This is a genomic window from Pseudomonas fontis, assembly GCF_028656955.1.
GTDB classification, from domain to species: domain Bacteria; phylum Pseudomonadota; class Gammaproteobacteria; order Pseudomonadales; family Pseudomonadaceae; genus Aquipseudomonas; species Aquipseudomonas fontis.
The window spans coordinates 1-18,080 of record NZ_JAMDGY010000016.1; the positions used below are offsets into that span (position 1 = coordinate 1).

The 18,080-nt window shown below is 61.9% G+C and carries 22 protein-coding genes; 8 read left to right on the top strand and 14 right to left on the bottom strand.

Annotated elements, in window-relative coordinates; translation table 11 throughout:
• Positions 1 to 89: 89 nt before the first annotated feature.
• Positions 90 to 1,988, bottom strand: a complete 1,899-nt coding sequence (locus M5G11_RS05930) for a potassium transporter Kup (protein WP_273925252.1) — start codon at positions 1,986 to 1,988, stop codon at positions 90 to 92.
• Positions 1,989 to 2,252: 264 nt separating this feature from the next.
• Here M5G11_RS05930 and rimO point away from each other — a divergent pair, with 264 nt between their 5' ends.
• From rimO to tsaA, 5 genes are all read left to right on the top strand, one after another.
• Positions 2,253 to 3,590: a 30S ribosomal protein S12 methylthiotransferase RimO gene (gene rimO / locus M5G11_RS05935; protein ID WP_273908817.1), complete on the top strand. Its 1,338-nt coding sequence runs from the start codon at positions 2,253 to 2,255 to the stop codon at positions 3,588 to 3,590.
• 90 nt (positions 3,591 to 3,680) lie between these two features.
• Entirely contained in the window at positions 3,681 to 4,151 is a 471-nt protein-coding gene (locus tag M5G11_RS05940) for a GNAT family N-acetyltransferase (RefSeq protein ID WP_273908816.1), read from the top strand.
• A gap of 119 nt (positions 4,152 to 4,270) precedes the next feature.
• Entirely contained in the window at positions 4,271 to 4,981 is a 711-nt protein-coding gene (locus M5G11_RS05945) for an rRNA pseudouridine synthase (protein WP_273908815.1), read from the top strand.
• A 41-nt stretch (positions 4,982 to 5,022) separates the two neighbouring features.
• Complete coding sequence (locus tag M5G11_RS05950; protein WP_273908814.1) at positions 5,023 to 5,484, top strand: YehS family protein; 462 nt, start codon at positions 5,023 to 5,025, stop codon at positions 5,482 to 5,484.
• 7 nt (positions 5,485 to 5,491) lie between these two features.
• Positions 5,492 to 6,187, top strand: a complete 696-nt coding sequence (gene tsaA / locus M5G11_RS05955; protein ID WP_273908813.1) for a tRNA (N6-threonylcarbamoyladenosine(37)-N6)-methyltransferase TrmO — start codon at positions 5,492 to 5,494, stop codon at positions 6,185 to 6,187.
• 68 nt (positions 6,188 to 6,255) lie between these two features.
• On the opposite strand, the gene fpr is transcribed toward tsaA, so the two are convergent.
• Positions 6,256 to 7,035, bottom strand: a complete 780-nt coding sequence (gene fpr / locus M5G11_RS05960) for a ferredoxin-NADP reductase (protein ID WP_273908812.1) — start codon at positions 7,033 to 7,035, stop codon at positions 6,256 to 6,258.
• Between the two features lie 120 nt (positions 7,036 to 7,155).
• Between fpr and M5G11_RS05965 the strand changes: the two genes are divergently transcribed.
• Positions 7,156 to 8,082, top strand: a complete 927-nt coding sequence (locus tag M5G11_RS05965; protein ID WP_273908811.1) for a LysR family transcriptional regulator — start codon at positions 7,156 to 7,158, stop codon at positions 8,080 to 8,082.
• On the opposite strand, the gene M5G11_RS05970 is transcribed toward M5G11_RS05965, so the two are convergent.
• The 3 genes from M5G11_RS05970 to M5G11_RS05980 form a co-directional block, all read right to left on the bottom strand.
• Positions 8,079 to 8,447: a diacylglycerol kinase gene (locus M5G11_RS05970; RefSeq protein ID WP_273908823.1), complete on the bottom strand. Its 369-nt coding sequence runs from the start codon at positions 8,445 to 8,447 to the stop codon at positions 8,079 to 8,081. The two genes, M5G11_RS05965 and M5G11_RS05970, sit on opposite strands and share 4 nt — an antisense overlap.
• A gap of 69 nt (positions 8,448 to 8,516) precedes the next feature.
• The gene (gene erdR, locus M5G11_RS05975) at positions 8,517 to 9,167 is read right to left on the bottom strand and encodes a response regulator transcription factor ErdR (protein ID WP_273908810.1); all 651 of its coding nucleotides are present in this window, start codon (positions 9,165 to 9,167) and stop codon (positions 8,517 to 8,519) included.
• A gap of 95 nt (positions 9,168 to 9,262) precedes the next feature.
• Positions 9,263 to 9,973 (bottom strand): tRNA-uridine aminocarboxypropyltransferase, encoded by a 711-nt coding sequence (locus M5G11_RS05980; RefSeq protein ID WP_273908809.1) that lies wholly within the window; start codon positions 9,971 to 9,973, stop codon positions 9,263 to 9,265.
• A gap of 233 nt (positions 9,974 to 10,206) precedes the next feature.
• On the opposite strand from M5G11_RS05980, the gene M5G11_RS05985 reads away from it, so the two are divergent.
• A complete protein-coding gene (locus tag M5G11_RS05985; RefSeq protein WP_273908808.1) occupies positions 10,207 to 10,623 on the top strand; it encodes a quorum-sensing-regulated virulence factor family protein in 417 nt (138 codons plus the stop codon).
• A 4-nt stretch (positions 10,624 to 10,627) separates the two neighbouring features.
• Here the strand turns inward: M5G11_RS05985 and M5G11_RS05990 are convergent, their stop codons facing one another.
• Entirely contained in the window at positions 10,628 to 10,828 is a 201-nt protein-coding gene (locus tag M5G11_RS05990; RefSeq protein ID WP_273908807.1) for a hypothetical protein, read from the bottom strand.
• 353 nt (positions 10,829 to 11,181) lie between these two features.
• On the opposite strand from M5G11_RS05990, the gene M5G11_RS05995 reads away from it, so the two are divergent.
• Positions 11,182 to 12,306 carry an LOG family protein gene (locus M5G11_RS05995; RefSeq protein WP_273908806.1) on the top strand — a complete coding sequence of 375 codons (1,125 nt, stop codon included), beginning with the start codon at positions 11,182 to 11,184 and terminating at the stop codon, positions 12,304 to 12,306.
• Between the two features lie 48 nt (positions 12,307 to 12,354).
• On the opposite strand, the gene recX is transcribed toward M5G11_RS05995, so the two are convergent.
• The 8 genes from recX to M5G11_RS06035 form a co-directional block, all read right to left on the bottom strand.
• Positions 12,355 to 12,822, bottom strand: coding sequence for a recombination regulator RecX (gene recX, locus M5G11_RS06000; RefSeq protein WP_273908805.1), 468 nt, complete (start codon positions 12,820 to 12,822; stop codon positions 12,355 to 12,357).
• Between the two features lie 8 nt (positions 12,823 to 12,830).
• Complete coding sequence (recA, locus tag M5G11_RS06005) at positions 12,831 to 13,889, bottom strand: recombinase RecA (RefSeq protein WP_273908804.1); 1,059 nt, start codon at positions 13,887 to 13,889, stop codon at positions 12,831 to 12,833.
• A 103-nt stretch (positions 13,890 to 13,992) separates the two neighbouring features.
• Positions 13,993 to 14,475: a CinA family protein gene (locus M5G11_RS06010; protein ID WP_273908803.1), complete on the bottom strand. Its 483-nt coding sequence runs from the start codon at positions 14,473 to 14,475 to the stop codon at positions 13,993 to 13,995.
• Between the two features lie 14 nt (positions 14,476 to 14,489).
• Positions 14,490 to 15,053, bottom strand: coding sequence for a hypothetical protein (locus M5G11_RS06015; RefSeq protein WP_273908802.1), 564 nt, complete (start codon positions 15,051 to 15,053; stop codon positions 14,490 to 14,492).
• Between the two features lie 79 nt (positions 15,054 to 15,132).
• A complete protein-coding gene (locus M5G11_RS06020; protein WP_273908800.1) occupies positions 15,133 to 16,440 on the bottom strand; it encodes a colicin-like pore-forming protein in 1,308 nt (435 codons plus the stop codon).
• 110 nt (positions 16,441 to 16,550) lie between these two features.
• Positions 16,551 to 17,045: a lysis system i-spanin subunit Rz gene (locus tag M5G11_RS06025; RefSeq protein ID WP_420793776.1), complete on the bottom strand. Its 495-nt coding sequence runs from the start codon at positions 17,043 to 17,045 to the stop codon at positions 16,551 to 16,553.
• Positions 17,042 to 17,593: a glycoside hydrolase family 19 protein gene (locus M5G11_RS06030; RefSeq protein WP_273908799.1), complete on the bottom strand. Its 552-nt coding sequence runs from the start codon at positions 17,591 to 17,593 to the stop codon at positions 17,042 to 17,044. The genes M5G11_RS06025 and M5G11_RS06030 overlap by 4 nt, the downstream gene beginning before the upstream one ends.
• A gap of 23 nt (positions 17,594 to 17,616) precedes the next feature.
• Positions 17,617 to 18,075 (bottom strand): phage tail assembly chaperone, encoded by a 459-nt coding sequence (locus tag M5G11_RS06035; RefSeq protein ID WP_273908797.1) that lies wholly within the window; start codon positions 18,073 to 18,075, stop codon positions 17,617 to 17,619.
• Positions 18,076 to 18,080: the final 5 nt, after the last annotated feature.

The window sequence follows — 18,080 nt, forward strand, 5'->3', positions numbered from 1 at the left end:
GCAAGACGGTATCTACAAATAGACGCGCAAGACCAATGCACCCACAGGTGATCACGCCATTCCAGCTTGATTTACCTGTGGATCCCTCCTCAGATCTCCACCTGCGTCCCCAGCTCGATCACCCGATTCAGCGGCAGGTTGAAGAAGCGCAACGTCCCGTTGGCATTCTTCAGCATGAAGGCGAACAGCCCCCCACGCCAACGCGACATCCCCTCAAGCCGTGAAGCAATCACCGTCTCCCGACTGAGGAAATAGGTGGTACGCATCGGGCTGAAATCCAGTTCATCCAGGTGGCACAGCTTCAGCGCGGCCGGCACGTCGGGCTCGTCCATGAAGCCAAAATGCAGCACCACCCGGTAGAAGCCGTCACCATAGCCTTCCACCTCGAACCGCCGCTGCACCGGTACCCGCGGCGTGTCCTCGCTGACCACCGTGAGCAACACCACCTGCTTGTGCAGCACCTGGTTGTGCAGCATGTTGTGCAACAGCGCATGGGGCACCGCGTCCTGGCGCGCGGTCAGGAACACCGCCGTGCCCTCCACCCGGTGCGGTGGCTGCACGCGAATGCTGCCGATGAAAATCGGCAACGGCAGGCTGCCCTCATCCAGACGCTCCACAAGGATCTGCTTGCCACGCTTCCAGGTGGTCATCAGCACGAACAGGGCAATCCCCGCCAGCACCGGGAAGGCGCCGCCCTGCACCACTTTTGGCACGTTGGCGGCAAAGAACAGGCTGTCCACCAGCAAGAAGCCCAGCAACACCGGCACCGCCAGCAGCGGCGGCCACTTCCACAACAGCAGCATCACCGCCGATACCAGCAAGGTGGTAATCAACATGGTGCCGGTCACCGCCACACCGTACGCAGAGGCGAGGGCCCCGGAGGACTCGAAGCCCAGCACCAGCAGGATCACCCCGACCATCAGCAACCAGTTCACCGCACCGATGTAAATCTGCCCCTGCTCCTCACTGGAGGTGTGCTGGATCTGCATGCGCGGCACATAGCCCAGCTGAATCGCCTGGCGGGTCAGGGAGAAGGCCCCGGAGATCACCGCCTGGGAGGCAATCACCGTGGCCAGGGTGGCCAAACCGACCAACGGCACCAGCGCCCAGCTTGGCGCCAGCAGGTAGAACGGGTTGCGCGCGGCCTCCGGGTTTTCCAGCAGCAATGCACCCTGGCCGAAGTAGTTGAGCACCAGCGCCGGCAGCACCAGGGCAAACCAGGCCCGGGCAATCGGCTTGCGGCCAAAATGCCCCATGTCGGCATACAGCGCCTCGGCACCGGTCAGTGCCAGCACCACCGCGCCGAGAATCGCCACGCCCATGCCCGGGTGCACGATGAAGAAGCGCACCGCCCAGACCGGATTGAACGCCTGCAGCACCTCAGGGCGCTGCAGGATGCCGTGTACCCCCAAGGCCGCCAGCACCAGGAACCAGGCCACCATCACCGGCCCGAACAGCGTGCCGATACGCGCGGTACCGTGGCGCTGAATCAGGAACAACCCGACCAGCACCACCAGCGCCACCGGCACCACCCAATGGTCAATGCCATCGAACGCCAGTTGCATCCCCTCCACCGCCGAGAGCACCGAGATGGCGGGGGTGATCATGCTGTCGCCATAGAACAGCGCCGCCCCGAACAGGCCAAGCACAATCAGCACCACACGCAGCTTCGGATAGGGGGACGCCGCCCGCGAGGCCAGCGCGGTCAGTGCCATGATGCCGCCCTCGCCTTGGTTGTCGGCACGCAGGATGAACAGCACGTACTTGATCGAGACGACCCAGATCAGCGACCACAGGATCAGCGCCAGGATACCCAGCACGCCATCATGGTTGACCGGCACCCCGTACCCGCCGGAAAAGACTTCCTTGAGGGTATACAAAGGGCTGGTGCCGATATCGCCGTACACCACCCCGACCGCAGCCACCAGCAACCCCAGCGGTTTTGCCGCCGAATGCCCGGTGTCAGCCTGACTGCTTGCCTGCACCATCAAACACTCCCGCAACCATGACCCTGAGGCCGGTGAAATTCACGCCAGGCGCTATCATTTCCGCTACCGGCCAGCCCTGCCGTCCGTACCGTTTATCTGCACGGGCGCAATGGCGCGAAGCATAGCGCAGCGTTCGTCGTATTTCTGCTAGTCAAGTGCGTTGTCGGTCGATAGAATTGCGCACTTTTTGATCAGAGGCGCCCAAAGCGCCCGTCAGGGTTGCCACCTTTGCGTGTTATGCAGCCCTCTATACCGAGGTTAGCCATGTCCACCACCGCCACGCCCGCCGCGCCAAAGGTCGGCTTCGTCTCCCTGGGTTGCCCAAAAGCCCTGGTCGATTCCGAGCGCATCCTGACCCAGCTGCGCATGGAAGGCTATGAAGTCGTGCCCACCTATCAGGACGCTGACGTGGTGGTGGTCAACACCTGCGGCTTCATCGATAGCGCCAAGGCCGAATCGCTGGAAGTCATCGGCGAAGCGATCAAGGAAAACGGCAAGGTCATCGTCACCGGCTGCATGGGCGTCGAAGAAGGCAACATCCGCGACGTGCACCCAAGCGTGCTGGCCGTTACCGGCCCGCAGCAGTACGAGCAGGTGGTCAACGCCGTGCACCAAGTGGTGCCGCCGCGCCAGGACCACAACCCGCTGATCGACCTGGTGCCGCCACAAGGCATCAAGCTGACCCCGCGCCACTACGCCTACCTGAAGATCTCCGAAGGCTGCAACCACAGCTGCAGCTTCTGCATCATCCCGTCGATGCGCGGCAAGCTGGTCAGCCGCCCAGTCGGTGAGGTGCTCAGCGAAGCCGAGCGCCTGGTCAAGGCCGGCGTCAAGGAGATCCTGGTGATCTCCCAGGACACCAGCGCCTACGGCGTCGACGTCAAGTACAAGACCGACTTCTGGAACGGCCGCCCGGTCAAGACGCGCATGCTCGAACTGTGCGAAGCGCTCAGCAGCCTGGGCGCCTGGGTGCGCCTGCACTACGTCTACCCGTACCCGAACGTCGACGACATCATCCCGCTGATGGCCGCCGGCAAGATCCTGCCGTACCTGGACATCCCGTTCCAGCACGCCAGCCCGAAAGTGCTCAAGGCGATGAAACGCCCGGCCTTCGAAGACCGTACCCTGGCGCGCATCAAGAAATGGCGCGAGCAGTGCCCGGAGCTGATCATCCGTTCGACCTTCATCGTCGGCTTCCCCGGCGAAACCGAAGAAGACTTCCTGTACCTGCTCGACTGGCTGACTGAAGCCCAGCTTGACCGCGTCGGCTGCTTCCAGTACTCGCCGGTTGAAGGCGCCCCGGCCAACGACCTGGGCCTGGACGAAGTCCCGGACGACATCAAGCAGGACCGCTGGGACCGCTTCATGGCCCACCAGCAGGCCATCAGTACCGCGCGCCTGCAACTGCGCATCGGCAAGGAAATCGAAGTGCTGATCGACGAAGTCGAAGAGCAGGGTTCGGTTGGACGCAGCTTCTTCGATGCCCCGGAAATCGACGGCAGCGTGTTCATCGATGGCGACCACGGCTTCAAGCCGGGCGACAAAGTCCGCTGCCGTGTAGTGGATGCCGACGAGTACGACATGTGGGCCGAACCGATCTGATCGGCTCCCCGTGAAATAAAGCCCTGCCACCATGGCGGGGCTTTTTTTTGCAACTATCGTTTCCTCTTACTGCCCTTGGAGACGACCGCAATGCGCACGCTTTCGACCGTGCAGACACCCCGCGTCAACGACTACCCGGAGCTGGTCCGCGTCTGGGAAGCCTCGGTACGCGCCACCCATGATTTCCTCCCCGACAGCTACATCTGCCTGTTGCGCGAGCTGGTCCGCGACCAGTACCTGGATGCGGTGATGCTGATCTGCTGCAAAGACAGCCGACAGCGGATTACCGGCTTTGCCGGGGTTGCCGCCGGGCGCGTGGAAATGCTCTTCATCGACCCGGCGCACCGCGGCCAGGGTATCGGCAAACGCCTGCTGCACTACGCCATCGAACACCTGAACGCCGAGCAGCTCGACGTCAACGAACAGAACCCGCAGGCACTGGGCTTCTACCTCAAGCAGGGCTTTGAGGTGTACGGCCGCACGGAAAAGGACGGCATGGGCCAACCCTATCCGTTACTGCATCTGAGGAGAGTTCGCACACAATCTGCGCAAACCGGCTGACAGACGCTGTCAGTTGCTTCCGAAATTGCCCGCGAGGGCCGTTTCGGGCAAATGTAGCCGGGCTTAACCCGGCTCAGGCGGGTACAATGGGCGCCTTTCCCAGTGCCACGGCAACCGTCATGTCTGAACCCATTCGTCTTTCCAAACGCCTTATCGAACTGGTCGGCTGCTCCCGACGCGAGGCCGAACTCTATATCGAAGGCGGCTGGGTAACCGTGGCGGGCGAGGTCATCGACGAGCCGCAGTTCAAGGTTGAAGACCAACCTGTCGTGCTGCTGCCCGGCGCCAAGGCCGAGCCGGCGCAAGCGGTCACCCTGCTGCTGCACCAACTGGCCGACCAGGACAGCGAAAGCGGGCGCCTGAGCATGACCCCGCAGAGCCTCTCCGAGGCCCACGCTGAAGGGTACCGTGCACTCAAGGGCCACTTCGCCCGGCTGACCTGTGTCGCCGAGCTGCAACAAGGTGCCAGCGGCCTGCAGATCTACACCCAGGACTGGAGCGTCCAGCGCAAGATCACCTCCGACCTGGCCAAGCTTGAACAGGAATATGTCGTCGAAGTCAGTGGCGACATCATTGACCATGGCCTGGAGCGCCTGAACCGCGGCTTCACCTGGAAAGGCAAAGAACTGCCCAAGGTCAAGGCCAGCTGGCAGAACGAAACCCGCTTGCGCCTGGTGGTCAAAAACCCGGCCCCCGGCTTGATCAAGCTGCTGTGCACCAGCGTTGGCCTGAGCATGGTCAGCATGCGCCGCATCCGCCTGGGCGGTGTGGCCATGAGCAAGCTGCCCGCCGGCCAATGGCGCTACCTCGCCAGCAAAGAAAAATTCTAGGCCTCGCCACTCAGGCGAAGCCCCCGATCAGGATTGCTTTCATGATTCACAACGACGTACTGCGCAGCCTGCGCTACATGCTGGACATCAGCGACACCAAGCTGGCCCAGATCACCCGCAGCAACGGCTTTGAAGTCGGTGATGCAGAAATCTCCAGCTACATGAAGAAAGAAGACGAAGAAGGTTTCGTACGCTGCCCGGATGAGGTCATCGCCCACTTCCTCGACGGCCTGGTGATCTTCAAGCGTGGCAAGGACGACAGCCGTCCTGCGCTGCCAATCGAGCTGCCGGTGACCAACAACATCGTGCTGAAAAAGCTGCGCGTGGCCTTCGAGCTCAAGGAAGACGACCTGCATGACATCCTCAAGGCGGCTGACTTCCCGGTGTCCAAGCCTGAGCTGAGCGCCCTGTTCCGCAAGTTCGGCCACAGCAACTACCGCGCCTGCGGCGACCAGCTGCTGCGCAACTTCCTCAAGGGCCTGGCCCTGCGAGTGCGTGGCTGAACCCGGCATGTCGTACAACGTCTCGCCCGTCGGCTATGTGCGCTCCTGCTTCAAGGAGAAGTTCGCCATTCCCCGCCAGCCACACCTGGCCCCGGCCGCCCGTGGTGTGCTGGAGCTGGTGCCGCCCTTCGATCAGGGTGAGGCGGTGGCAGGGTTGGAACAGGTCAGCCATGTATGGCTGCTGTTCCTGTTCCATCAGGCCCTGGAAGACAAGCCACGGCTGAAGGTGCGCCCGCCGCGCCTTGGCGGCAATACCTCGATGGGGGTCTTCGCTACCCGCGCGACGCATCGGCCCAATGGCATTGGCCAGTCCGTGGTACGGCTGGAGAAGGTCGAGGCTGGCCGGTTGTGGCTGTCGGGCATCGACTTGCTCGATGGCACACCGGTGCTGGATATCAAGCCGTATGTGCCCTATGCCGACAGTGTCGCCGCTGCGGTCAACCAGATGGCCAGCGCGCCGCCTGAGGCGATTGCGGTGGCCTGGGCTGATACCGCCCTGCCCCAGGCCCACGAGCACGCCTTGCGCCTTGGTGAGCCGCTGGTCGAGCTGATCGAGCAGTGCCTGGCTCAAGACCCGCGCCCGGCCTACCAGGTGCCACCCGCAGAGCGGGTGTATGGGGTGAAGTTCTGGGACGTGCAGGTGCGCTGGCACTATCCGCAACCGGACCGCATCCGGGTGCTGGAGGTTGTGCAGGACCTTTAGGGCCTCATCGCAGGCAGGCATAAAAAAACGCAGGCCTAGGCCTGCGTTTTTTATTGGCTACGGGCCAATCACTTCTCGACGAATGCACGCTCGATCAGGTAATCACCCGGCTCGCGCATACGTGCCGAGATCTTCAGGCCGAAGCTATCAAGCACTTCGCTGGTCTCGTCGAGCATGCTCGGGCTACCGCAGATCATCGCGCGGTCGTCCTGCGGGTTGATCGGCGGCAGGCCGATGTCGCTGAACAACTTGCCGCTGCGCATCAGGTCGGTCAGACGGCCCTGGTTTTCGAACGGCTCGCGGGTCACGGTTGGGTAGTAGATCAGCTTCTCACGCAGCGACTCACCGAAGAACTCGTTCTGCGGCAGGTGCTCGGTGATGAACTCGCGGTAGGCGACTTCGTTCACATAACGTACGCCGTGAACCAGGATCACCTTCTCGAAACGCTCGTAGGTTTCCGGGTCCTGGATGACGCTCATGAACGGCGCCAGGCCAGTGCCGGTGCTCAGCAGGTACAGGTGCTTGCCCGGGTTGAGGTCGTCCAGCACCAGCGTGCCGGTAGGCTTCTTGCTGATGATGATCTCGTCGCCTTCCTTCAGGTGCTGCAGCTGCGAGGTCAGCGGGCCGTCCTGCACCTTGATGCTGAAGAACTCCAGATGCTCTTCCCAGTTCGGGCTGGCAATCGAGTAGGCACGCATGAGCGGCCGGCCGTTGGGCTGTTGCAGGCCGATCATCACGAACTGACCGTTCTCGAAGCGCAGGCCCGGATCGCGGGTGCACTTGAAGCTGAACAGGGTGTCGTTCCAGTGGTGAACACTGAGGACACGTTCGTGGTTCATGTTGCTCATGTACGGGCTCCTGAAATAAAACGCAGCGCTAAACCTAGAGCGCGATTGCGCGATAGTCTAGTGCGAGCGACAATATCTGTTAAATGAATTATCAAGATATGTCTTATCGGTTATATAGATATGCGATTTACACTTCGTCAGCTTCAGGTCTTCGTCGCCGTCGCCCAGCACCAAAGCGTCTCTCGGGCCGCTGGGATACTGGCGTTATCGCAATCGGCGGCCAGTACTTCCATCACTGAACTTGAGCGGCAATCGAGCTGCCAATTGTTCGACCGCGCCGGAAAGCGCCTGAGCCTCAATGCCCTGGGCCATCAACTGCTGCCCCAGGCGGTGGCGCTGCTCGACCAGGCCAAGGAAATCGAAGACCTGCTCAACGGCAAGTCCGGTTTCGGCTCCCTGGCGGTGGGCGCCACCCTGACCATCGGCAACTACCTGGCCACGCTGCTGATTGGCAGCTTCATGCAGGTGCACCCGGAAAGCCAGGTCAAGCTGCATGTGCAGAACACTGCGCATATCGTGCAACAAGTGGCGCATTACGAAATTGATCTGGGTCTAATCGAAGGTGATTGCAACCACCCCAGCCTGGAAGTCCAGCCATGGGTCGAGGATGAACTGGTGGTGTTCTGCGCGCCGCAACACCCGCTGGCGCAACGTGGCCACGCCAGCCTCGACGAACTCACCCGGGAGGCGTGGATCCTGCGTGAACAGGGTTCGGGCACCCGCCTGACCTTCGACCAGGCCATGCGTCATCACCGCAGTTCGCTGAACATTCGCCTGGAGCTGGAACATACCGAGGCGATCAAGCGCGCGGTGGAATCCGGGTTGGGGATCGGCTGCATCTCGCGCCTGGCGCTGCGCGACGCATTCCGTCGCGGCAGCCTGGTCGCACTGGAAACCCCTGAGCTGGACCTGGCCCGGCAGTTCTACTTCATCTGGCACAAGCAGAAGTACCAGACCTCGGCCATGCGCGAGTTTCTCGAACTGTGCCGCAGCTTCACTGCCGGGGTCAGCCGCAGCGACGAGATCGTCCTGCCGTCGATTGCCTAGAGCAGGATCACCGCCCAGGTGATCGCCACCATGCTCAACGCCACGAACTGGGCGGCACTGCCCATGTCCTTGGCGTTTTTCGACAGCGGGTGGCGGTCGAGGGATATCCGGTCGATGGCCGCTTCGACGGCCGAGTTGAGCAGTTCGACGATCAGCCCCAGCAGGCACACGGCAATCAGGATGGCCCGTTCGGCACGGCTTACATCCAGCCAGAAGGCGATCGGTACCAGGATCACGTTCATCAGCACCAGCTGGCGGAACGCGGCCTCGCCGGTAAAGGCGGCGCGCAGGCCATCGAAGGAATAACCCGCCGCATTGAAGACACGCTTGAGGCCGGTCTGGCCCTTGAAAGGAGACATATAAATTAACTTCAGCCAGGAAGAGCGGTGCAGGCTAGTGCACCGCGGGTAAAAAAACCGTGAAGGCCTGTGGCCTTAACCGGCAGAAACCGATTCAAGTTGTTGCAGCAGCAACGCCGCCTGCGTCCGCGTACGCACTCCCAGCTTGCGGAAGATCGCCGTCACATGGGCCTTGATGGTTGCTTCCGAGACACTCAGCTCGTAGGCGATCTGCTTGTTCAGCAAACCCTCGCAGACCATGGTCAGTACCCGAAACTGTTGTGGCGTCAGGCTGGCCAGGCCTTCGCTGGCGGCCTTGGCTTCCGGCGAAACGTCGACCTTCTCGAACGCCTGCGGCGGCCACCAGACTTCACCGTCAAGGACCAGCTTCACCGCCTCTTGGATTTTCTCCAGTGGGCTGGACTTGGGAATGAAGCCACTGGCGCCGAACTCGCGGGACTTCACCACCACCGCCGCTTCTTCCTGCGCCGAGACCATCACCACCGGGATCTGCGGATATTGCCCGCGCAGCAACACCAGGCCAGAGAAACCATAGGCGCCCGGCATGTTCAGGTCCAACAGGACCAGGTCCCAGTCAGCCTTTTCAGCCAGGCGTGTTTCCAGTTCAGCGATGCTGGCGACTTCAACCAGACGGACATCCGGGCCCAGGCCCAAGGTGACAGCCTTACGCAACGCGCTGCGAAACAGCGGGTGGTCATCGGCAATCAGGATTTCGTATGCGGCCATCGATCTAGTGATCCTGTTCTGTGCAGGCGTCAGAGAGGAACTGACGCCGAGCGGGGTACACATTATGACGCAAAGTAAGGTATTTGCCCCTTGTACTATAGGAAGGGTCTTAGGCGTTGATGCACGTCATCCTGTTCGTCCAGCGGCAGTTTGAACTTGGCCCCCAGGTAATGCGTACTGAATACGTCGAAGTAGGCATTCAGCGCCTCTGCCGCGCGCTGATCGCCGGCCAGTTCCAGGCACATGGCGGCCACCTCGGCGGTGCAGAAGTGGTCATCGCGCTTAGAGCGGCGCAGACGGTAGCGCGAGATCTGCTCCGGTTGCAGGCTCAACACCGGGAAACGGTTCAGGTACGGGCTCTTGCGGAACATCTTGCGCGCTTCGGTCCAGGTTGCATCCAGCAGGATGAACAACGGGCGCTTGCCAGGGGCGTGCGGCACCTCGGTCATCACCCGCTGCGGTTCGACGAACTCGCCGGGGAATACCAGGTATGGCTGCCACTGCGGATCGTCCAGCAGCGCCAGCAACTGCGCATCCACTTCGGTGCGCTGCCAGTTGAAAGCCCAGGTATCGGCGATGGCATCGGCAATCAACCAGCCGGTGTTGGTCGGCTTGAGCGGCTCGGTGTCGTGCATCAGCAGGCACATGGCCGACTCGGCCGCTACCCGCGGACGCCAGGCGCACAGGCAATAGTTGTCGATCACCCGGCACTCAGGGCAGCGCGGTGCCCGTGAGCCACGGGCCACAAAGGGTTTGACACTGCGCACCAGGCGCTCGGCGCGCAGGCGCGAGACGGCATGGCTCATGACAGGGGGTGACGCGGGCAAAAAACCAGGGACACTGCACGGACTCGGCAAGGTGAAAGCCGCGCAGTTTATCAGAGGCTGCCCTGCTCCCGGACGTTTTGCCGTGCAGGCGTTGAGCCTCCTCCCCTATAATCCTCGGCCTATCGACACCTGCTGGCAGCCCGCCACGCGCAGGACGGAACACCACGCGCAATTGCCGGTCAAAGCGCCAGTTACCGAATCAGGAGATACACATGCTGCGTTTCATCGCTCCAACCCTGGGCCTGCTGCTCGCCCTGCCCCTGGCCGCAAACGCCGCGTCGCTCAAGGACTTCGAGCTGACCAAGGCACTGGAAAAAGTCGCCAAGGAAAGTAGCGTGGGCACGCCGCGGGCGATCAACGAAGACATTCTCGACCAAGGCTATACCGTTGAAGGCAGTCAGTTGATCAACCACCTGAGCGTGCGCGCGAGCCATGCGCAGCAGATGCAAGCCAACCCAGAAAAGGTCCGTGACCAACTGGGCGCCAGCGTGTGCAAGAACACCGGCTACCGCCAGTTGCTGGCCAAGGGCGCGGTGCTGACTTATCGCTTTACCGAATACAAGACCAACCGCGCCGTGGGCGAGCAGGCCTTCAACGCCGCCAGCTGTGGCCTGAAACTGCAAAAGTGATGGGCTAGCAGCACTGCTCGCTGGCGCGCCGTTGTTCCTCATCGGCGCGCAGTTCGGCGACCAGCGCCTGAATATAGCGTGAGCGCCGTTCCCCGCCCTGAAGACGGCGCATGCACTCCTCCTCGACGCTCAGGTTGTTGGCCTGCGCCGCGCTTTGCAGCATTCGATACAGCTGCACATCCACTTCAAGACTCAACCGTTGCATAAGCGGCCTCCCTGCGCGGTACCCAGTGCGCCTGATGTTCAGTTAATCAGACTGCGGCAAAGATTGGATCCCACCTGACGAGCGGCGCCCCTGCCGCGCAGAATCGAATAAACCCATTGCCTGTCATGAATTTATGGGCACATGATCGATTCGGCATAAACACCCGGCAGGGTCTAGATTGAAAGCGAAGACCTTTATTTATTGACGGACTGACTATCGCTGCTTCGAGACCTTCAAAGGTCCACTGCACGGCCGGACGCTGGATGTCGGCCTGCGCAGCCGGCGACACCCTGGTGTCGCGGCCAGGTTGATGATCGACCTGGTCAGAGGTTTTGCTGCAGAAGGAGACTTGCATGCCTTACCAACCGAACGAGCTGCTCGCCAGCCATTTCAACCACCACGAGATTGACCTGAGCCACATCGACGCACAGCTGCAACTGGTCGCCCCGGACAGCCCCAACCTGCCGCTGTATCGGGACATGATGCTGACCGTACTGCGTATGGCGCACGACGACAGCAACCGCTGGAACGCAAAAATCACCCTCCAGGCCTTGCGCGAACTCGATCACGCCTTCCGTGTGCTGCAACAGTATGCGGGCCGGCGCAAAGTCACCGTATTCGGCTCGGCCCGTACGCCTTTCGAGCACCCCATGTATGCCCTGGCCCGTGAGCTGGGCGCGACACTGGCGCGCTCCGACCTGATGGTGATCACCGGTGCCGGTGGCGGCATCATGGCCGCCGCGCATGAGGGCGCTGGGGTCGAACACAGCCTGGGCTTCAACATCACCCTGCCCTTCGAGCAACACGCCAACGCCACCGTCGATGGCACCGACAAGCTGCTGCCGTTCCACTTCTTCTTCATCCGCAAGCTGTTCTTCGTCAAGGAGGCCGATGCGCTGGTGCTCTGCCCGGGCGGCTTTGGCACCCTGGACGAAGCCCTGGAGGTGCTGACGCTGATCCAGACCGGCAAGAGCCCGCTGGTGCCAGTGGTCTTGCTCGATGCCCCGGGCGGCACCTTCTGGCAGGACGCGCTGAACTTCATCACCCGGCAACTGGAAGAAAACCGCTACATCCTGCCCAGCGACATGAAGTTGCTGCGCCTGGTGTACAGCGCCGATGAGGCGGTGGCGGAGATCAACCAGTTCTACAGCAACTACCACTCCAGCCGCTGGCTGAAAAACCAGTTCGTGATTCGCTTGCACCACCCACTGAGCGAAGCGGCGCTACTGGATATCCAGGACGGTTTTGCCGATCTGCGCCTGAGCGGGCAGTTCCACCAGCACCGTTACACCGGTGCCGAACAGGATGAGCCGCGCTTCAGCCACCTGCACCGCCTGGCCTTCGCTTTCAACGGGCGCGACCAGGGGCGCCTGCGCGAACTGGTGGACTTCATCAACCTGCCGGAAAATTGGGCACGCCCACAGCTACACCCTTCCCAGACCACGCAACGGGCACGGGAAGCGATCAAGCTCAGCTAAGAAAGGACGGAAAGCGCCTGCCCCGCTTCGGGTCAGGCGAACCTGTCTTCAGTCATCCAGGCCCCGGCCGCTCAACAGGCGGCCGACCATCTCCATGGAAAACCCACGGTAGACCAGAAAACGGGTTTGCTGTGCGCGGGTGCGCGGGTCGGTGGGCAGTTGCCCGGCGAACTTGCGTTGCCAGACATCCTGCAAGTTGGCTCGCCAGTCGACATCGGCTTCGCGCAGGGCCTGCTCGATATCGCTGCGCTGCAAGCCACGCTGGCCCAGCTCTTCACGGATCCGCGAAGGGCCATAGCCAGAACGTGAGCGGTAACTGATGAAGCTCTCCAGGTAACGGGCCTCACTGAGCAGCCCCTCTTCCGTCAAACGGTCGAGTTGCTGTTCGATGAGTTCATCCGCAGCGCCGCGCTGACGCAGTTTACGCGTCAGCTCGACACGACCATGCTCGCGTCGCGCGAGCAGGTCCATGGCTGTCCGCCTTACGGCGACGGGGGTATCGAGTATTGCGGACATCAGCAGGATCAGTAGTCGGCGTCAACTGGCTCGTCGGCTTCTTTCACCGCAGCGGCCTTGCCAGCAGCATCGGCAGCAGCCGCGTTCAGCAACTTGTCGCGGATTTGCTTCTCGAGGGCAGCGCCGATTTCCGGGTTGTCCTGGAGGAACTTGGCGGAGTTGGCTTTACCCTGGCCGATCTTGCTGCCCTGGTAGCTGTACCAAGCGCCCGCTTTTTCGAGGAAGCCGTGCAGCACACCCAGGTCGATGATCTCGCCGTTAAGGTAGATACCCTTGCCGTAGAGGATCTGGAATTCAGCCTGACGGAATGGCGGTGCAACCTTGTTCTTGACGACCTTGACGCGGGTTTCGCTGCCGACCACTTCGTCGCCTTCCTTCACCGCGCCGGTACGGCGGATGTCCAGACGCACCGAGGCGTAGAACTTCAGCGCGTTACCACCGGTGGTGGTTTCCGGGCTACCGAACATCACGCCGATCTTCATGCGGATCTGGTTGATGAAGATCACCAGGCAGTTGGCGTTCTTGATGTTACCGGTGATTTTACGCAGTGCCTGGGACATCAGGCGGGCTTGCAGGCCCACGTGCATGTCACCCATTTCGCCTTCGATCTCGGCTTTGGGTACCAGGGCGGCCACGGAGTCGACGATGATCACGTCAACGGCATTGGAACGCACCAGCATGTCGGTGATTTCCAGGGCCTGCTCGCCGGTGTCCGGCTGCGAGACCAGCAGGTCGTCAACGTTGACGCCCAGCTTGCCGGCGTACTCTGGGTCCAGGGCGTGCTCGGCGTCGACGAACGCACAGGTGGCGCCCATTTTTTGCGCCTGGGCAATGACCGACAGGGTCAGCGTGGTTTTACCGGACGACTCAGGGCCGTAGATTTCAACGATACGGCCGCGTGGCAGACCGCCAATGCCCAGGGCAATGTCCAGCCCCAGGGAGCCGGTGGAGATAGCAGGGATCGCTTGGCGCTCGTGGTCGCCCATGCGCATGACCGCGCCTTTACCGAATTGACGTTCGATTTGCCCCAGGGCCGCAGCCAAGGCACGCTTCTTGTTGTCGTCCATTGAAGTCCTCACGTAATCGATAGGGCCTGACGGCCAGAACACCTGTATAAGTAGCCAGTATTATTCCACAGGGTTTTGTTTCCGCCTACCCCCGTTTAGCGATTTACTCTGCACCAAGCTGTAACAAGCCCTCTAGCGCGGCGATTACCGTTTGTCGGCGCACGGCATCACGGTCACCGTCGAAGTGCCGTCGCTCGCTGATCACGTGCTTGCCATCGGCCCAGGCCAGCCACACGGTGCCCACCGGTTTGGCCGGCGAACCGCCGTCCGGCCCGGCCACCCCGCTCACCGCCACGGCAAAACGTGCGGCGCTGGCTGCCTGGGCGCCCCGCACCATGGCTTCGACCACTTCCTGGCTGACGGCCCCCACCTCGGCGAACAGGCTGTGCGGCACATTCAACTGGCGGGTCTTCTGTGCATTGGAATAGGTCACGTAGCCGGCCTCGAACCAGGCCGAACTGCCCGGCACGCGGGTGATGGCTTCGGCTATGCCGCCGCCGGTGCAGGATTCGGCGGTGCTGACCTGCGCGTTGAAACGGCGCAGGTGTTCGCCCAGACGGGCGGAAAGAACAGTGATCGGGTCCATGCCAAACTCCTGGGTCAATGCGCACGCTTGCGCTGCGCCAGCGTATCGCGCGGGTAGCGAAACAGCAGGTTGTAACTAAGAAATGCCATCACATAGAACGCCAACAGCATCAGCGTCCCGAGCACAGGGAAGAACACCACGTTAACCCCGAAGAAGCGGTACTGGCGGGACTGCGTAGCAAAATCGGTGAACGTAAAATAATTCTGGTAGATAAGAAAAGCATCCAGCAGCACACAGCCCAGCGCAATCCACGCGTATCTGGCGAGGGAGACCGGGGCAGGTGGCACGGGTTGCAGCAACGATCGCCTCATGATGCAGATCGTTACCCACAAAGAAAAAATCGGTGCAGCCAAGGCGATGTAGTTGCCGATCACCTTGGCTGTCAACGGGAACATCGACGACCAGATCCCCACCTGGCCGAACAAATGACGGTCGATGAACCGCTCCAGATCAACATAGAAGCCGCCCTGCGCCTCGGCCGGCACCAGCCCTGCCAGGACGAACAGCGGCAACAGGCTGCACGCAATCAGCAGGTAGGGGATATGCAGGTGGGCCGCTTGGGGCCGGGCAGTCTTCACAGCGTTGATCCTTCGTTTTGCCAATCCGTCGGCTTGCCAGGGGCGCCAACAGCGCTAGCGACCCCCGGCGTCCTTAAGATCAGTTACTGATGGCGTTGAGCACCATCCCGTTGAGGGACTCCATGGCGGCAGCATTGATGAAGGAAGACACTGCGGCCAGAATCACCCCGGTGGCAATGATACCTGCACCCACGGCCAAGCCGGGAGCCAGCACCAGGGCCAGGCCGGCACCCAGCAGCGCACCGGCGGCAGCGCCGACTGCGGTGCTGACGACAACGGCTTGCAGCTCCAGCATGAACGGCTTCCAGTCACCGGTTGCAAAGCCGTCTGCGGCCTTCTGACCCAGGCCGACCGCCTGCACTACCTTGCCCGTCACGCCGAAGGCCTTGCCCAGGCGCTGCGCATTGTCGGCATAGGTTGCCACATCCAACGCCCTGAGGGCCTGGGTAATGGCCGCAGTATCCTTCTGGTTCACCTTGAAGCCAGGGTTCTGCACCAGCTTGTCAAAGGTCTGCAGGGCCTGATCGTAGCTCTTGACGGTCTTGCCGGAAATATTCTGCTGCAGATCCTTCGCCGCCTGGCCCATCTGCGCGCCAAAGCGGGTGGAAACCTCCTTGCCGACGTCGGCGGCAAAGGCCAGGTTGCTGATGTAGGCTTCCTGGCTGGCTGCCGCGTCATATTGCGGCTGCAACGCGTCGAGTTTCGCCTGCAGCATCTGGTTGCTGGTCAGGTCGACGTGCAGGCTCAAGCCCGCCGTCATCACGTTCAGTACCTGGTTGATCGCCCCCGGGATGTTGTCTTCGCTGAGGGGTCTCAGGTCGGAAACCATCTTGTTGATATCACGTTCGAGCAAGTCGGTGCCTGGCGAAGTGGACAGCAGCCCGCGGTTGAATTTGATCAGCTCGTTACGCTTGGCCATCATCCCTTTGATGACATCCATGGTGCGTTTGATTTTCTCCGACTGGCTCAGTGCAGCGGTGCTGCCAGCAGCCGCTTCGCCCGCACGCTGCTCGGCGTCGAGGGTGTTGGGCAGGTTGCGTTCCTTGACGATGAATGTGCCGCGCAGTTCGTCACGCACTTCGAGGATCTGGTAAGGCAGCACGCCCCACACGCCCACACCGAGGTCGTGGTAGGCATCCATGCTCGGCCAGCCGTCACCCGACAGCACCGACTCCACCGCCACCGAGGTGATCATCGCCGCAGCGTTGAGCGCCGGGCCATCCGGCTTGCTCACACCGTCAACCGAGACCACCACCGAGCCCACCATGGTGCTCATGTCGGTGCTGCCCCAGAAGCCGCCGAAGATGCCACCCGCACCGCCACCAGCACCAGTGCTGCTACCGGAAGGCGGAATACCACGGTCGACAATAATATTTTTCTCAGTCATTACATCATCCTTAACGTTGAAGCACAGTTAACTGAGGGCTGTGGCCTTATGGCCGCCCTCAATGGGTTTGTTGAAGCAAAAATCGGTGTTGCTGCGCCGATGCCGGAAGCTCAGGGCATCAGCGCGCGGATATAGGCCTGACAGGCACGCAGGGCGATCAGTCCCTGGTCACCGGCATCGGTGATGGCGACAATTCGTCGAGCATGCGCAGGGTCAAGTCGGGCGCGTGCGGGGCCATGATCCAGGCCGCCGGGGCCGGGGGTGGCAGGCAGGTCGGTTGCGCGGTCGCCGGCAAGGACGACTGACAGCCGCAGATCAGCAGTAGCCAGCCGGTCACGCAGGCGAGCCTGAGCCTGTTGGGCATCGAGAAGCTCCTGATAATGGGATTGGTCGGTGGCCGCGATCTGTTGTTCCAGCACCTTGCGTTGCTGGCGTTCGCCGAGCAGTTCAGCGCTGGCAGCCTCGGCCTGCTGCTGGCGTTCCTCGGCGTAGGCCTGTTGCTGCTGCGCCAGCTGCTTGCCGAAGCGCCAGGCCTGGACCTGCCAGGTCAGCGCAGCGCTCAGCAATAGAAGCATCAGCAGCAACGCGGCCTTGAGCCGGTTCAACACAGCACCTCGCGGGCTCGCGCCCAGAGTTTCAGGCGATCTTCCAGGCCATTGAGGCCGCCGTTGATATGGCGGGTGATGCGGTTGAACTCACCGCGATCCGCCAGTTGATTGAGCCCGCGTGACTGCCAGAACCAGGCGGCGGACTCGCTGGCCCACTGTGGCTGCTCAAGCAGTTGCGGCAGCTCCAGCAGGCGCTCGTCGCCGAACATCGCCATGCTGCACGCCCGGTAGTTGTTGCGCCCGGTGACCTGGATCAGGCCCCGGCCGCAGTAGCGTTGGCCGTCGCCGTCGGCGTCAGGCGTATTGCCCAGCCGCGCCGCCAGGGTGCCGGTGTCGTAGCGTGCCAGGTAGCGCTCGTTGCCCAGTTCCTTCACGTAGCGCAGTTGGCCGGATTCGTGGCCGATCTGGGCAAGGAAGGCGGCGACTCGCTTGGGGTTGTCGATTTCCCAACGCAGCATGCTGGCGTTGAGCGCGGGTACGAAAACGCCCGCTTGTTGGCGGGCGTTGGGGAGGATCTGCAGCAATATGCTTTCGGTAATGTCCATATACGCATCCACTCTCGACTACATCATTGCCGCTCAGGGGTTGGCGGCTCGATCACCGATGCCAGCACTAACCACGCCGGTGAAGATGGTCGGGAAGTTTCAACAGGGAAGTTTTCCGATTGCGGCCATTGACGTAGTTTCTGCAAGAGCTCAATCAACTGAGCGTACTGTGATTCAGTCAACGTGGTTCTGCCCCCCAACTCCTGTTCGTCTCGGTGCCGCTCACGCAGCCATAGGTAACGGCCTAGCTCTTCATCTCGCCATCTACGCGCCAATTGCGCCAGCACTTGCTGACTCAGTGGCAAGGGTTCCACCAGTGTAGGCAGGCCCTCCTCGTCATGTCCGCGCGCCTTGTTTGCAGGAGGGTTGGCAATGACTCGCTCATAGCGAGCCTCATCGATGATTTTCACATCAAGTGGCATTTCATCGTGAATGCCTTCGAGATAGCAGCACCCAGTAGATTTGCTGTAATAGCGTTTCATGAAAC